The 14,915-nt window shown below is 70.4% G+C and carries 12 protein-coding genes; 5 read left to right on the top strand and 7 right to left on the bottom strand.

Annotated elements, in window-relative coordinates; all coding sequences use genetic code 11:
* The first annotated feature begins 134 nt into the window (after window positions 1-134).
* The 4 genes from AC5RUW_RS12565 (at window position 135) to AC5RUW_RS12580 (ending at window position 4,168) form a co-directional block, all read left to right on the top strand.
* A complete protein-coding gene (locus tag AC5RUW_RS12565; RefSeq protein WP_494161000.1) occupies window positions 135-1,484 on the top strand; it encodes an isochorismate synthase in 1,350 nt (449 codons plus the stop codon).
* A gap of 156 nt (window positions 1,485-1,640) precedes the next feature.
* On the top strand, window positions 1,641-2,435 hold the full coding sequence (locus AC5RUW_RS12570; RefSeq protein WP_494161001.1) for a basic amino acid ABC transporter substrate-binding protein: 795 nt from the start codon (window positions 1,641-1,643) through the stop codon (window positions 2,433-2,435).
* Between the two features lie 184 nt (window positions 2,436-2,619).
* Window positions 2,620-3,405: an amino acid ABC transporter permease gene (locus AC5RUW_RS12575; protein ID WP_494161002.1), complete on the top strand. Its 786-nt coding sequence runs from the start codon at window positions 2,620-2,622 to the stop codon at window positions 3,403-3,405.
* A gap of 4 nt (window positions 3,406-3,409) precedes the next feature.
* Window positions 3,410-4,168, top strand: a complete 759-nt coding sequence (locus tag AC5RUW_RS12580) for an amino acid ABC transporter ATP-binding protein (RefSeq protein ID WP_494161003.1) — start codon at window positions 3,410-3,412, stop codon at window positions 4,166-4,168.
* A gap of 199 nt (window positions 4,169-4,367) precedes the next feature.
* Here the strand turns inward: AC5RUW_RS12580 and menD are convergent, their stop codons facing one another.
* The 4 genes from menD to AC5RUW_RS12600 form a co-directional block, all read right to left on the bottom strand.
* Complete coding sequence (gene menD, locus AC5RUW_RS12585; RefSeq protein WP_494161004.1) at window positions 4,368-6,038, bottom strand: 2-succinyl-5-enolpyruvyl-6-hydroxy-3-cyclohexene-1-carboxylic-acid synthase; 1,671 nt, start codon at window positions 6,036-6,038, stop codon at window positions 4,368-4,370.
* Window positions 6,039-6,232: 194 nt separating this feature from the next.
* On the bottom strand, window positions 6,233-8,362 hold the full coding sequence (locus tag AC5RUW_RS12590) for a PhoX family protein (protein WP_494161005.1): 2,130 nt from the start codon (window positions 8,360-8,362) through the stop codon (window positions 6,233-6,235).
* Window positions 8,363-8,682: 320 nt separating this feature from the next.
* Window positions 8,683-9,090: a hypothetical protein gene (locus tag AC5RUW_RS12595; RefSeq protein ID WP_494161006.1), complete on the bottom strand. Its 408-nt coding sequence runs from the start codon at window positions 9,088-9,090 to the stop codon at window positions 8,683-8,685.
* Between the two features lie 420 nt (window positions 9,091-9,510).
* On the bottom strand, window positions 9,511-10,527 hold the full coding sequence (locus tag AC5RUW_RS12600) for an o-succinylbenzoate synthase (protein WP_494161007.1): 1,017 nt from the start codon (window positions 10,525-10,527) through the stop codon (window positions 9,511-9,513).
* Window positions 10,528-10,648: 121 nt separating this feature from the next.
* Between AC5RUW_RS12600 and AC5RUW_RS12605 the strand changes: the two genes are divergently transcribed.
* Window positions 10,649-11,542: a phosphatase PAP2 family protein gene (locus AC5RUW_RS12605; RefSeq protein ID WP_494161008.1), complete on the top strand. Its 894-nt coding sequence runs from the start codon at window positions 10,649-10,651 to the stop codon at window positions 11,540-11,542.
* Between the two features lie 73 nt (window positions 11,543-11,615).
* Here the strand turns inward: AC5RUW_RS12605 and AC5RUW_RS12610 are convergent, their stop codons facing one another.
* The 3 genes from AC5RUW_RS12610 to AC5RUW_RS12620 form a co-directional block, all read right to left on the bottom strand.
* Window positions 11,616-13,067 carry an MFS transporter gene (locus AC5RUW_RS12610; protein ID WP_494161009.1) on the bottom strand — a complete coding sequence of 484 codons (1,452 nt, stop codon included), beginning with the start codon at window positions 13,065-13,067 and terminating at the stop codon, window positions 11,616-11,618.
* A gap of 102 nt (window positions 13,068-13,169) precedes the next feature.
* Complete coding sequence (locus tag AC5RUW_RS12615; protein WP_494161010.1) at window positions 13,170-13,826, bottom strand: response regulator; 657 nt, start codon at window positions 13,824-13,826, stop codon at window positions 13,170-13,172.
* Entirely contained in the window at window positions 13,808-14,911 is a 1,104-nt protein-coding gene (locus tag AC5RUW_RS12620) for a sensor histidine kinase (RefSeq protein WP_494161011.1), read from the bottom strand. The genes AC5RUW_RS12615 and AC5RUW_RS12620 overlap by 19 nt, the downstream gene beginning before the upstream one ends.
* Between the last annotated feature and the right edge of the window lie 4 nt (window positions 14,912-14,915).

A 14,915-nucleotide genomic window follows, 5' to 3' on the forward strand; every position in this document is an offset into this window, starting at 1 on the left:
TCTCAAAGATTGCCGGAGGCACCGAACGGAAGTCCGGGGGTGTTGAGCGGCTCACTCCCCTGCCCGCCCGGGACCGCCGCCGCGCGGCACGTAATCCATGCCACTGCGCGGGCGAGAGTAGGCTGGAAGGCACTATGACCACCCTGCGTTCCGTTACCGTTCCCATCAGCGAGCCCTCGGCGGCGATCGGCCTGCTGGAATACCTGGTCCGTGACGAGCAGCTCTGCTGGCTCCGCTGCGGCGAGGGAATGGTGGGCTTCGGCGAGGCCGCCCGGTTCACGGCCTCGGGTCCGGACCGGTTCACCGAGGCCGAGGCCTGGTGGCGGCAGACCGTTGCGGCGGCCGACGTCACCGACCCCATTGGAGCGCCGGGCACCGGGCTCAGCGCCTTCGCGTCGTTCGCGTTCAGCAAGCGCTCACCTTTCCGCTCGCGCGTTATCGTTCCGGAGCTGGTGATCGGTTCCCGCGAGGGCACCGCCTGGGTGACCATGACGACGTCGGACCCCGGGAAGGCCCTGGACGAGGACTCCGTGCTGGCCGCCATGGCCGGCTGGATCGACGCAGAACCGGCGCACCGGGAGTCGACCGCGGAGGATGAGATCCGCCCGGGCATGCTCAGCGAGTCCGAATGGAAGAACGCCGTGGCCCGCTCGGTGGCGCACATCAGTGCCGGAGACCTGAGCAAGATCGTGCTGGCGCGCGACATTGTCGCGTCGCTCGGCACGCCGGTGGCCGCGCCGCAGGTGCTGCGTGAACTGGGGCTGCGCTACCGCAGCTGCTGGACCTACTCCGTGGACGGGCTGCTGGGTTCCACTCCGGAGATGCTGATCAAGGTGGAGAACGGTGTCGCCCGCGCCCGGGTCCTTGCCGGCACGCTGGACCGCGCCACCGCCCCCGAGGATGATCCGGGATACGCCGCGCGGATGCTCGCCGGCTCGGAGAAGCAGCAGCAGGAGCACCGGATCGCCATCGAATCGCTGCTGGCGCCGCTGGAGCCGTTCACCTCCAGCATGAGCAGCCACAGCGAGCCGTTCGTGCTGGAGCTGCCCAACGTGTGGCATCTGGCGTCCGACGTCACCGCCGATCTGGCCGAGGACGCCGACGGCGCGCGTCCCGGCGTGCTCACCCTGCTGGAAGCCCTGCACCCCACCGCTGCGGTGTGCGGCTTCCCCACCAGCGTCGCCGGGGAGCTGATCAGCGAACTGGAGCACATGGACCGCGGCCCGTACGCCGGGCCGGTGGGCTGGCTCGACGCCGCCGGCAACGGCGAATTCGGCATCGCGCTGCGCGGGGCGGTGATTGAGGATCCGCAGACCGTGCGCCTCTACGCAGGGTGCGGAATCGTGGCCGGCTCCAATCCGGCGGCGGAACTTGAGGAGACCTGGAGCAAGTTCCGTCCCATGCTCGAAGCCCTGGGCCTGGACAGCCATTCCGGCGGCCGGTCCGCGCTGCCCGGACGCGCCCCGGCACCCGTCGGGGCGTGAGCGCCGGAGGCAGCCTGAATACCGGACCGGACGCAAAAAATGATCCAGCTTCACATTTGAAATTCCGGCCCGGTTTCGCCGCCCTCCTTTAGACTGCTTTTCAACTCTCTGTACGGAGAACAGTCACCGGACCCGATACGTAAGGTAGAAAAACGCATGCTGCACAAAACCCGCAAAGCGGCACTGGCCGCCCTTGCCGTGGGCGCCCTGGCCCTGACCGCCTGCGGCGGAGGCGACGAGGAAGGCTCCGAGGCGGCGTCGGGCCTGGACCTGGTCAATGACGGGCAGCTGACCGTCTGCTCGGACATCCCCTACCCGCCCTTTGAATTCGAGGAGAACGGCGAGTACACCGGCTTCGATATGGACCTGGTCCGGGAGATCGCCTCCGGCATGGACCTGGAAATGACCGTCCAGGTGGTGGGTTTTGACGGCCTGCAGTCCGGCACCGTCCTGACCGCCGGGCAGTGCGACCTGGGCGCAAGCGCCATCACCATCACCCAAGAGCGCCAGGAGCGGCTCGCCTTCTCCGACCCCTACTACGACTCCCTGCAGTCGCTGCTGGTTCCTGCCGGGTCCGACATCGCCGGGATCGACACCCTCTCCGGCAAGCGGGTGGGCGTGCAGCAGGGCACCACCGGCGAGGCCTACGCCCGCGAGAACGCCGAGGGCGCCGAGATCGTCGCCTACCCCAGCGACGCGGAGCTGTTCCTGGCCCTGCAGTCCGGAGGCATCGATGCGATCCTCCAGGACCTCCCGGTGAACATCGGCCACGTGGGCGAGGGCGAGTACGAAATCGCCGAGGAGTACCCGACCGACGAGTCCTACGGTTTCGCCATGATGAAGGGCAACGACGACCTGGTCTCCGCCGTCAACGAGCAGCTGACCGAGCTGCGCGAGAACGGCACCTACCAGGAGATCTACGACAAGTACTTCAGCGAAGCCGCACAGTAGGAGAATTAACCGCAGAGCGCCGTTCCGGTCATCTCCGGAACGGCGCCCGCGCGTTGGGCCGCAGCCATTCGGCAGCCGGCATCCGGCGGGGCCACCGCCGCCGCCGGACAGCGCGTATGAACCGACCGACAGAAGCCGGCCGCCCCACCCATCCGGCGCCGCCTGACCAGACCGAAAGGTCCCAGTGAAACCCTCAACCCGCAGACGCCTGTTCCGGGGCATCCTGTACGCGATCTTCGTCGCGGCCGTAGCCGCCGTGGTGTTCCTGGCCGACTGGGAGAAGATCGGCGTCAACTTCTTTGACCCCGAAGTGGCCCGTGAGGCCTTCCCGCAGATCATCACCGTCGCGGCGAAGAACACCGTCATCTACACGCTGATCGCCTTTGCGGGCGGCCTGCTGCTGGGCCTGATCCTGGCCCTGATGAAGCTTTCTCCCGTGGCCCCGTACCGATGGGCCGCCACCGCCTACATCGAGCTGTTCCGCGGCCTGCCGGCGCTGCTGGTGATCTTCGGTTTCGCGTTCGCCGTACCGATCGCGTTCGGCTGGCGCCCGCCGGGCGGCAGCACCACCCTGGGCCTGATGGCGCTCATCGTCGTGTCCGCGGCCTACATCGCCGAGACCATCCGCGCCGGCATCCAGGCCGTCCCGCCGGGACAGGTTGAAGCCGCCCGTTCCCTGGGCATGAGCCCGTCGTGGACCATGGTGTCCGTGGTGCTGCCCCAGGCCTTCCGGATCATCACCCCGCCGCTGACCAACGAGCTGGTGATCCTCATCAAGGACACCTCGCTGCTGTTCATTGCGGGCATGGCCATGCAGGACCGCGAGCTGACCACCTTCGCCCGCGACTCGGTCACGATGAATGCCAACGCCACTCCGCTGGTCATCGCCGCGCTCATGTACCTGGTGATCACCCTTCCGCTGACCCAGCTGGTGGCCAAGCTTGAACGACACAACCAGAGAGGCCGGTAGGATCATGGCCGCACATACTGAGAAGACCGCCGGCACGCCCGCCATCCAGGTCCAAAACCTCCACAAGAGCTTCGGCAGCAACGAGGTGCTCAAAGGCATCGACTTCCACGTCGACCAGGGTGAAGTGGTCTGCGTCATCGGCCCGTCCGGCAGCGGCAAGTCCACCCTGCTGCGCTGCGTGAACCGGCTGGAGGAGCCCACCAGCGGCACCATCCTGGTCGAGGGCACCGACATCACGGACCCCGACACGGACCTGGACAAGGTGCGCACCCGGATCGGGATGGTGTTCCAGCAGTTCAACCTCTTCCCGCACCTGAACGTGCTGAGCAACCTGATGCTCGCCCAGCGGCGGGCCAAGAAGCGCGGCAAAGCCGAGGCCCGCGACACCGCACTGCGCAACCTGGAGAAGGTCGGCCTGCGGGACCGGGCGGAGGCCTTCCCCTCGCAGCTCTCCGGCGGCCAGCAGCAGCGCGTGGCGATCGCCCGCGCCCTGTCCATGGACCCGGACATGATGCTCTTCGACGAGCCCACCAGCGCCCTCGATCCCGAGCTGGTCGGCGACGTCCTCGGCGTCATGCGCCAGCTGGCAGAAGAGGGCATGACCATGATGGTCGTGACCCACGAGATGGGCTTCGCCCGTGAAGTGGGCGACCGCGTCGTCTTCATGGACGGCGGCGTAGTGGTCGAGCAGGGCCGCCCCGAAGACGTGCTGGGCAACCCGCAGCACGAACGGACCCGGGCCTTCCTGTCCAAGGTGCTTTAGGACGCGCCGGCCGCGGGGTCCTGCCAGGATCCCGGCCCCCGGATATATGCAGCGGCCCCCGCAGGCATCGCCTGCGGGGGCCGCTGCATATCTGCTCTGCCGGGTGAAGATATCTGCTCTGCCGGGCCAAGCGGCCGGCGCCCCTCCGGGAAGCCCGGCGGCCAGCCGGTGTCGAGCGCCCTTCCGGGAAGCTCGGCGGTCAGCCGACGTCGAGCGCCCCCTGCACCGCATCCCGGACCGCCGCATGCAGCCGCCGCAGCCCGTGCCGCTGGACCGGAACCTCGAGCACCGACCGGCCGCTGAACGGCGCGGCCAGCGCGGCGTCGAGCTCGGCGTCGCTCGTGACCAGCTGGTGGCGGGCGCCGTACCCGGCGGCCAGTGCCGCCAGGTCGGCGTCGTGCGGGGTGCCGAAGAACCGCTCCACCAGTTCCGCGTATTCAGGTTGTTCGCCCAGGGCTCCGTGCTCCAGCACGGAGAAGATACCGCCGCCGGTGTCGTTGAGCACCACCACCTGCAGGTCCGGTTCGGTTTCGGTGCGCGGCACCAGCAGCCCGCCGGCGTCGTGCAGGAAGGTCAGGTCTCCGGCCAGCAGGCGGGTCGGGATGCCGTTGGCCAGGGCCACGCCGGACGCCGTGGAGATCATCCCGTCGATTCCCGCCAGGCCGCGGTTGGCATAGACGTCCAGCGGATGCCGGGCCGGAGCGGCGATCAGGTCAAGGTCGCGGACCGGGTTCGAGGAGCCGACCACCAGGTTGCCGTCGGTGTGTTCCCACACCAGCTGGGCCACCCGCAGCCCGGTGAGGCCCGGCTCGCGGTCCAGGACGGCCTGCAGGGCCCGCTGCGCTACCGCTGAGGCGTCCTGCCACAGCTTCAGCCACGCCGCGCTGCCCGTCCCGGAGAAGGCGAACAGGGCAGCCAGGTCCGTGATGACTACTTCCTGCCGGCGTCCCGGCCGGAACCAGTTGACCGGCCGGGGCAGGTAGATGGCCCGCTGCACGTCCCTGCGGGCCAGCAGAGCGGCCACGGGCCGGGACAGCGTGGGCCGTCCGAACACGACCACGCGCTGGATCCGCGGCCCCAGCTGCTCAAGCAGCAGCCGGTAGGCAACGACGGCGTTCGGGCCGAACCGGGCGTTCGACGACGGTTCGGCCAGCAGGGGCAACCCGGCACGCCGGGCGAACAGCGCGGCGATCTCACCGGCGCCGTCGCCCGCGATCACCACCGTGCGGGCGGCTCCCGGCTCCGCCGGAACGCGGACGCGCTCGTCCTCCTCGGGCTCGGGAACTGTGCCCACGGCGGCCGGACCCACGCCCGGCTCCAGCCCCAGCGCGTCATCGAGGCCCGGGACCAGCGGATCCCGGAACTGCAGGTTGATGTGGATCGGGCCCGCGGCCCCGCCGGAGGGGGCCGCAAAGGCCTCGGCGATGGCGCCGGCCGGATCCTCCCCGGCTTCCACGTTGGCCTCCGCCACGGGGAAGCCGGAGAACAGTCCGGGCTGCACGGTGGTCTGGTTGGCGCCGGTGCCGTGCAGTTCCGTCGGCCGGTCCGCCGACAGGACCACCAATGGAACCGCTGCGTGATGCGCCTCCATCACAGCCGGCACCAGTTCCCCGACGGCGGTGCCGGAGGTGGTCACCACCGCTGCAGGCCGGTGCCCGCCCCGGGCCAGGCCGAGGGCCAGGAACCCGGCGGCGCGCTCGTCGATCCGCACGTGCACGCGGATCCGGTGCTGCAGCTCCGCCTCCGCCAGGGCGTAGGCCAGCGGGGCGCTCCGGGACCCGGGCGCGAGGACGACGTCCTGCACGCCTCCGGCCGCAAGGGCGGCGACGGCGGAGCGGGCGGACTGCAGGGAGGTGAGGGGGCCGGTCATTCCCTTATCCTACGAACCTGCCCCCGCCTCCCGGCCAGTCGACGGTGCCGGGGTGCGTCCCCAAGGCCGCTGATCAGCACCCGCGGCCCGCTTCCGTGCAGCGCCGCCGGCCGCGGGCACGATGGCCCGCCCGACCCCGCCCCTGAGTGCCCCTGGGTTTCCCGGCCCCTGGGTTTCACCGCCGCCCCTGGGTTTCACCGTCCCTTCGAGCCTCCGCCTCCGCCGCGGCCCTGATTCTGGTCCTCCCGGTAGACCTGCACCACGGAAGGCCGCGGCGCGGCCACTGCGTCCGACGTCGGCCGGCCGGGGCGGGTTCGCGTTCCTCCTGTGCCCACGTAGTCGGGGAAGAGCGAGTGCGGCTGCCCGTAGCTGCCGTCTTCGCCCGGGTGCTGCACTGCGACGAAGACCATGTCCTCGTCATCATGGATCACGGGGCCGCAGGTTTCGGCCTCCCGCGGCACGGAAAGGAACTGTTCCACTTTCCCCCGGTTCCGGCCGTCGAGGCCCACCTTGAACAGGCCGTCGTTGTATCCGATGCCGCCGGGAGCACCGTCGGTGGAGACCCAGAGGTTGCCTTGGGTGTCGAAGGCGAGGTTGTCCGGGCAGGAGATGGGGCTGACCTTCTCCGCCGGGTATCCGGAGAAGTAGGTCGCTCCCCCGCGGGCCGGGTCCCCGCACAGCATCAGCAGGTTCCAGGTGAACCTTTCCGCCGTCGCGTCGCCGCGGTGCTCAATGAGCTCGACGATGTGTCCGTCGCGGTTCTGCGAGCGCGGGTTGGCTTCGTCCGGCCCGGGCTGCCCGGGGACGCCACGGTTGGAGTTGTTGGTGCACGCCACATACACCCGGCCCGTGGCGGGGTTCGGTTCCACGTCCTCGCAGCGGTCCATCTTGGTCGCTCCGGCGCGGTCTGCGGCCAGGCGGGTGTAGGCCAGCACCTGGGGCACATCCATGCCGGGCACGGCGCTGCGCCCGTCCACGACCAGGGGCAGCCACCGCCCCGTACCGTCGAACCCGCCGTCGGCCGGCACCGTCCCCGACCCGTCGATCTCGCCCTCGGAGCTGCCGCGGAACCGGGCAACGTACAGGTTGCCTTCGGCCAGCAGGCGCATGTTGTGCCGCCGGTCGTTCTTCCGGTACCGGTGGCGGGAGACGAACTTGTAGAGGTAGTCGAACCGCTCGTCGTCGCCCGAGTAGGCGACCACCCGGCCGTCACGGGCAATGGTGACGTTCGCGCCCTCATGCTTGAAGCGTCCCAGGCTGGTGTGCTTCACCGGCACCGACCCGCGATCCTCCGGGTCGATCTCCACGATGTAGCCGAAGCGGTTCGGTTCGTTGCGGTACTCCTCGCTGCGGGCGTCGAAGCGCGGGTCGTCCTGCTCCCAGCCCATGGCGGTGGCCTTGTCGGCCAGCCCGTAGCGGCGTTCCTCCGCCGTCGTGCCCTGTGCCCGGAAGAAGCCGTGGAAGTTCTCCTCGCCGGAGAGGATCGTGCCCCACGGTGTCGTGCCGCCGGCGCAGTTGCCCAGCGTGCCGCGCACCCAGCGGCCCTCCGGGTCCTCCTTCGTGCGCACCAGGTCCGTGCCGGCCAGCGGGCCGGTGAGTTCAAAGACGGTGTCCATGGTGATGCGGCGGTTCCGGCGCGCCCCGCGCACGTAGTCCCAAGGCGCGCCGCGCCGTCGGCGGCTCAGTTCGACGACGGAGAGCCCGACGGCGTTGCGGAAGATCGCGCGCCGCTCGCGTTCCTCCGCGGCGGATGCCGGTGCGGCCGGGAACATGATCTGCGGGTTCACGTACTCGTGGTTGCAGACCAGGACGGCGCTGCGTCCGTCCCGGGCGCGCAGGATGTCGAGGTAGTCGTTGTTGTAGCCGAACTGGCGGGCCTGGGCCGCCGCGGTCTGGGCCGCGAAGTCGAACTCCGGGGAATCGTCGAACAGCGGATCACCCCAGCGCAGGATTGGTTCCCATCTGTAGCCGCCGGGCACATCGAAGGTGTCGGAAGCGGCGTCCACCGGGGCGATGGGGCTGAAGGGCAGCCTGCCGCGGCCGCCGTGGCCGGGCCGGCCGGGACCGTGGGCCGGGGCCGGTCCTGCGGCGGCAGGCTGCGCGGCGCCCAGCAGCACCACCGCTGCGCTCAGCGCGCCCGCTGCCCCGGCACCCAGCGCGGCCCGGCGGGAGAACTCCGCCGAGGCGATGTCGCGGAAGTAGCCGTTCGACGAGGTGTTGCACACCGCCTTGGTGCACGCGTCGTCGCACTTCAGCCGGCAGGTCACGGGGCTGCGCTTGCCGCGGGCGTGCGGGGCGGGCAGCAGTTTCAGCAGGTTGGTCACGGGCAGGTCCTTCCGTCCACGGGAGGCACCGGGGCAGGATGCGTCCCTGCGGCGGGGAGAAAGCCGCCGCAGGGAAAGACCCGGAGCTCCTCCAACGTGGCAAGCCAAAATGACGGGAGAGCCGCCGCAGGGTGAACGGAAAGTGAATTGAGGCACACAGGTCCGCGGTCACGACGTCGGGATCCCAGGGACTTGGGGCCTCCCCAGCCGGTCCGTGGGCCGGGTCCAGGACGTAACGGAGGGCGGCAGGCTAAGCGGGCCGGGGCTGCACTGCGGGAGGACCAATTCACCTGGGCATGTCGGACCCTGTGCAGGTGTCCCTAGGGCCCGACGTACTCTCCGGTGACGGCGTCAACGGTTCCTGCCTCGATTCCTTCACACTGTGAAACCCCGCCTGAGGTGACGGGAATGTAGTTCAGGCAGAACGCAAGGTAGTACGGCATGCCTGACTGCCAGGCGGCGTAGGCCTCATCGTAGGTAAACAGGTACCTCGTGGGACTTTCCCGCCACGAGTCGAAGACATCGGGGTAGTCCGGCGGAGGATACGTTTCCGGGGGCTCCAGGATCTCGGGATTGTTGTAGTAGTAACACATCTGGGTGTCTCCGGAGGAGGCGAATGTGTCCCGGGAACAGTACTCATCGAGGCTGATCCGGCCGCGCAGCACAGCGTCCAGGGCCTCTTCCGGCGTCATCTCGGTCGGGGACCGGTAGGTCGGCTGCGGCGTCACCGGACCGGAGGGTACCGAGTCGGACGGCGTGGCAGACGGAACGGGAGTCGACGGAACGGCTGCCGGAGTGGACGGCGACGGGCCTGGAGGTGAAGCGGGAGTCTCCGACGGATTGCCCGTCTGCCGGCCGGTGGTCGGCGCCGACGGAGAACCGGACTGTCCGGACGACGTAGCTGCTGAGGTGGACTGCTGTTGCGAGGCCGTCGGCGTCGCTGCCGTTGGTTCCGCCGTGGTGCCACCGCCTCCGGTGCACGCAGCCAGGCCAAGACAGGCGCCTGCGGTAACCGCTGCCAGCGTATAGGTCGTTTTCATGGCCGGGTTCCTGTTACGGATGTCGATGAACGGGCCAGCCCCTGCCAACAGGGTCCGTAACTCGAATCGGCCGCGTCAAGACCGCCCGGAAAACGCCCCGCAGGCGGCTCAGCCGGCGTCGGACTCCTGCCGCGCAGCCAGCACCCCGTGGACCCGTTCCAACCGTTCCAGCCACCAGCGGGTGCGCTCTACCGGTGCGGCGTGGCGTTCCAGCAGCTCCTCGTCAACGGCGACCGGGCGCACGGCGAGCGCCCCGCCGTCGGGCACCAGGGAATCGGAGGTGACGTCGGCGGCCATCAGCGACACAGTGCCCAGCCCGCAGGCATGCGGCAGCTGCGGCAGCGACGCGGCGAGGGCGACGCCGGTCCGGATGCCCACCGAGGTGTCCAGGGCGCTGGAGACGACGGCGGGCAGCCCAGCCTCGGCGACGATCCGCAGCGCCCGCCGGACCCCGCCCAGCGGTGCGGCCTTGACCACGATCAGGTCCGCAGCGTCCTCCCGCGCCACCTGCAGCGGGTCGGACTCCCTGCGGACGCTCTCGTCGGCAGCCACTGCCACGGTGATGCCGCGGCGAATCAGTTCCATCCGCACCTCGCGGAGGCCGGCGATGTCGGGTACGGGCTGCTCGGCGTATTCAAGGCCGGCGTCGGCGAGCGCCGTCAGGGCCTCGACGGCGGCAGGCACGTCCCAGCCGCCGTTGGCGTCCACCCGAACCGCGGCATCGGGCAGCAGCCGGCGCACCTCGGCCACCCGCGCGAGGTCCTGGGCCAAGTCCTGGCCCCGCTCGGCGACCTTCACCTTGACCGCGGACACGGCGCCGAACCGGCTCAGCACCTCTTCGACGTGCTCCGGACCGACGGCGGGAACGGTCGCGTTGACCGGAATGCTGCGGCGGACCGGTTCCGGGTAGCCGTGCCATCCGGCTTCCAGGGCCGAGGCCAGCCAGGCGGCCGCTTCGTCGTCGCCGTATTCCGGGAAGGGCGCAAACTCGCCCCATCCCGCCGGGCCCTGCAGCAGCAGCGCCTCACGGTGCAGCACACCCCGGAACTTCACCCGCATGGGCAGGGACACCACGCGGGCGCGCCAGGTCAGGTCGTCAAGGTCGGGCAGGGTGTAGTCAGGCACGCTGCCAGCCTACGCTCCCGGTTATTCCAGCGACGTTTAGTATCCTGTTGGTTCATTGCGGGGCGGGTACTGCGGCGCCCGGCACCGCACCACCCCTGCCGCAGTCCCTACGCTGGAAGCAATGGACACACGCAATCTGTTGAACAACCGGGGCACATCCGCCCGGCGGCCCGCCCACAACCCGGCGCTCTTCATCTTCACCGCGCTGTGGTGCGCTGCGGCGCTGGCGCTGACCTACTGGGCGTTTGTCCGCACCACCACGGGGCAGCTGCTGGACGAGTCCGCCTTCAAGGAAGCCGAACTGCTGGTCTCCCCGCAGCGGCTGCCGATCCTGGAATTCCTGGACAGCCTGCCGCTGATCTCGGTGTTCCTGGCCGGCATAGTGATGCTCGCCGTGTCCATCTACCGGCGGTCCCTGGTCCCGGCGCTCATCGCGTTCATCACCTTCGCCGGCGCCAACGTGACCACCCAGGTGCTCAAGCGCCTGCTGCTTGACCGTCCGGACCGCGGCGTCGTCACCCTGGACTTCAATTCCCTGCCCAGCGGGCACACCACCCTGGCTGCCTCGGCCGCGGCCGTCGTCTTCCTGCTGGCCACCCCGCGCTGGCGCCCGGCCGCAGCGTTCATCGGCGGCACCTATGCCGTGCTGGCCGGCGCCGCGACCGTGGTGAATCTGTGGCACCGCCCGGCCGATGTCGTTGCGTCCTTCCTGGTGGTCGCCGCATGGACCCTGCTGGGCGGGCTGGCAATGATGCGCCTGCAGCCGGAATGGAACCGGTGGCAGGGACGGCGGCACGGCAGCGGCGCCTGGGGGCTGCTCAGCTGGTTCGCCGGACTGCTGTCGCTGGTCGCCTGCGCGGGCTCCTATCTGTACGCACGGTTCCTGGCCCCTGCCTCCACGGCGGCCGATCCCCTGCTGCCCTACTTCTGGTGGGGGCTGACACTGATCATCGGAGTCGGGTACGTTCTCTGGGCCCTGGCGATCGCACTGTTCAACCAGCAGACCGGAGACTAGGACCGGAGCCGGCCCCGCTTCCCCCGACGGCGCGCGTCTCAGTTGCAGTCAGGGGGTCACGTCGGTCCCGCTGTCAGGCCGCCGGGCGGAGCGGAAGCGGCTCCTCCTTGGGCCGCTTCGGCACCCAGGCCCACAGCGCTGCGGCGCCGAGGAAACCCAGTACCGCCGTCGCGGCGATACCGGCCGGAAGCGCAGCCAGCGCCGTCACTCCTGACAGCAGCGCCGGCCCGCCCATGGTGCCGAGGTCGGCCAGCAGCCGCCAGATGCCCAGGAACTGCGGGCGGCCGGGCGACGGCGAAAAGTCCGCACCCAACGTCATCACGATTCCGGAGCCGATGCCGTTGCCGAACCCGATCAGCATGGCGACGGCGAGGAGCTGCCCCGGCGTGGAGGTCAGCGGCAGCAGGGCCAGGCCGGCACCCATCGTGAGCATGCAGGGAACGGCGATCCACCGCCGGCCGAACCGGTCCATCACCTTGCCGGCCGGGTAGAAAATGAGCATGTCGATGGCCCCGGACAGCCCGTAGATCAGGCTCGTGGCCGTGGGGTCCAGGCCGAGGTGCTGGGCCCAGAGCGGAATCACGGCCTGACGGGTGGCCCGGACCGCGGCGATCAGCAGTACGCCCACCCCCACGGTGCGGAAGATCCGGGCGTGGCTGCGCAGGATCCGCCGGACCGTGGGCGGCAACGCAGCGTCGTGAAGCCCGACGGCGCCCGCTTCGGTACCGTCGGCAGCCCGGTCCCCGCCTGGCTTCCAGGCGGGCGATGACGCTGCCGGCGACGGCCCTGTCAGAGCCGATGCGGACGAGGCCGGCGCGGAGGACGACGCGGCGGAGGGCCGGGATCCGCCGGGCGACGAGGCGGCGGGCGACGAGGCGGCGGGCGACGCGGCGGCGGGCGACGCGGCGGAGGACGAGGACCTGGTCGATGACGGCTCAGGCCCCCGCCGCACCGGGTGGGCCGTGACGGGCGGGACCTTCAGGCTCAGCAGCCCGGCGCCCAGGGCCGCGACGGCGCCGGTCCAATACGCGCCCGGGGTTCCCAGGAAGTGCATGGCGCCGGCCGAGATGAAAGGCCCGGCAAAGACGCCGATCCGGTTCACCCCGCCGAGCGTGGAGAGAGCCCTGGCCCGCATGTGCAGCGGCACTGCCTCGGTGAGGTAGCTCTGCCGGGCCAGGCCGAATACCGAACCGGCCATCCCCACCATGAACACCGACAGGGCGAAGACTCCGAGCAGCGGCACGGTCGCCGCCGTTGCCATGGCGGCCGCACACCACGCTGCGGCGACGACCAGGGCCCCGCGCTCTCCGAAGCGGGTGGTGATCACCGTCGCGGGAACGTTGGTTACCAGCGAGCCGATGCCGGTCAGCGTGATGATCAGTGCGGCCAGCGGCACCGAGGCGCCCAGGTCCCGGGCCGTGAGGGCGATGACCGGCAGGATGGCGCCGGTGGCCAGCCCGTACAGCAGCGTGGGCCCGTAGGCGGGAACGGCGATGCTCTTCAGGCTGAAGGGTTCGGTTGGCACCGATTCAGCCTACTCCGGGGACGGTGCGGCCCACCCGGTCTGCGCCCCGGTCTTCCCGGCCAGCGCCCCGGTCTTCCCGGCCTGCGCCCGAGCCCTCGCGGCCTAACGCAGGTGTCCGTCCTGCAGCGCCCGGAGGACTGCGTGGGTGCGGTCACGGGCACCCAGCTTGGCGAGGATTGCGGAAACATGGTTCTTTACCGTTCCCTCGGCGAGGAACAACGCGTCCGCGATCTGCCGGTTTCCGAACCCGGAGGCGACAAGGCGCAGGACCTCGAGCTCCCGTGCGGTCAGCTCGCCGCCTGAAGGGCCCGGCTCGGGCAGGGATCCCCCGGAACGCACGCCGCGCAGCAGCCGGTCGGTGACAGCCGGGGCGACGAGCGTGCCGCCGGCTGCGAGGACCTGCACGGCGTCGGTGAGCTGGTCCAGGGTGACGTCCTTCAGCAGGTAGCCGCGCGCTCCTGCCTTCAAGGCGTCGAGCACGAGGTCGTCGTCGTCAAAGGTGGTCAGTACCAGCACCGGCACGTCCAGGCCCAGCTCCTGCAGCCGGCGCAGCGTCCAGATACCGTCGAAACGGGGCATGCGCATGTCGAGCAGCACGACGTCGGGGGCCGCCCCGGCGATGACATCGACACCGGCCTGACCGTCGGCGGCTTCGCCGACGACCTCGATCCCCGCCACCGCCAGCAGCCCGGAAATGCCCTGCCGGATGAGGGCCTGGTCGTCCACGATGACTACCCGGATCACGGCGCCGGCATCCATGCCGTGACCTGGAATCCCCGACTCCCGTCGACTGCTATGTCGCCGCCGAGTTCCGTGAACCGGTCCCGCAGTCCGGACAGGCCGTTGCCGAATACCGCTTCCGTAGCGCCGACGCCGTCGTCGCGGGCCAGGAGGGTGACCGAGTCCGCTGCAGCGCTGACCTGGATGTGCAGCTGCGCGGCGTCGGCGTGGCGGAGGGTGTTGGTGACGATCTCCTGCGCCGCCCGCAGGAACGCGGCACTGTGCTCATCCCCGAGGCGGACATCCGGGGAAACGTCGACCCGGACCCCCAGGCCGGGAAGATCACCGGTCATCTCCCGCAGCGCCCGCTCAAGGTCCGTCGGGGCGCTCCGCAGCCGGCCTACCGTGGTGCGGACGTCGCGGAGCAGGTCCCGGGCTGTCCTGTCGGCGCGGTCCAGATGGACGGCGGCGCCCGGACCGTCGAGGTGCCGGGCGGTCTCCAGCTCCAAGGTCAGCACGGTGAGCTGATGGCCGATCAGGTCATGGAGCTCCCGGGATATCCGCAGCCGCTCCGCGGTGCGGGCGGACTCTGCGAGCAGCACTCCGGCTGCTTTCAGCTCGGCGTGCGCCTCACCAAGTTCCCGGCGCATCTGCTGTTCCCGGATCAAGGTGGTGCTGCTGAGCAGGGTGGCCAGCTGGATCAGCAGGTAGAACCCGACCAGGACAGCCATTTCCGTCCGGTAGATCTCCAGCGGCAGGCTGACCCGGGCAACGACGACGGTGTTCAGGACCACCAGGACCACGCTCAGCCACAGCGGCACAACGTAGGCGCTGGTGGCCGCGGTAATGACCAGCAGGATCAGCAGCAGCCCGGTGCTCTGGGCCGTAAGCACTGCGGCCCAGGCCGCCGCCACGGCGACGGCGAACGCCCCGTACTGCAGCGGGGACCGCTCCCGGGCGGCCGTGGAAATGAACAGGGCGGCCAGGAACAGGGCAAACAGCAGGGCCCACCAGGCCCGCGGGATCACCGGCTCCAGCGCGCCGAAAAGGGTGGGCGCGGCGACCCCGACGGCAATGACGAGCATCGCCAGCCCCGCCCACCCCTCAGTCCCCAGCCGTCGCATCCAC

It is taken from the genome of Arthrobacter sp. Y3222053, assembly GCF_059092805.1.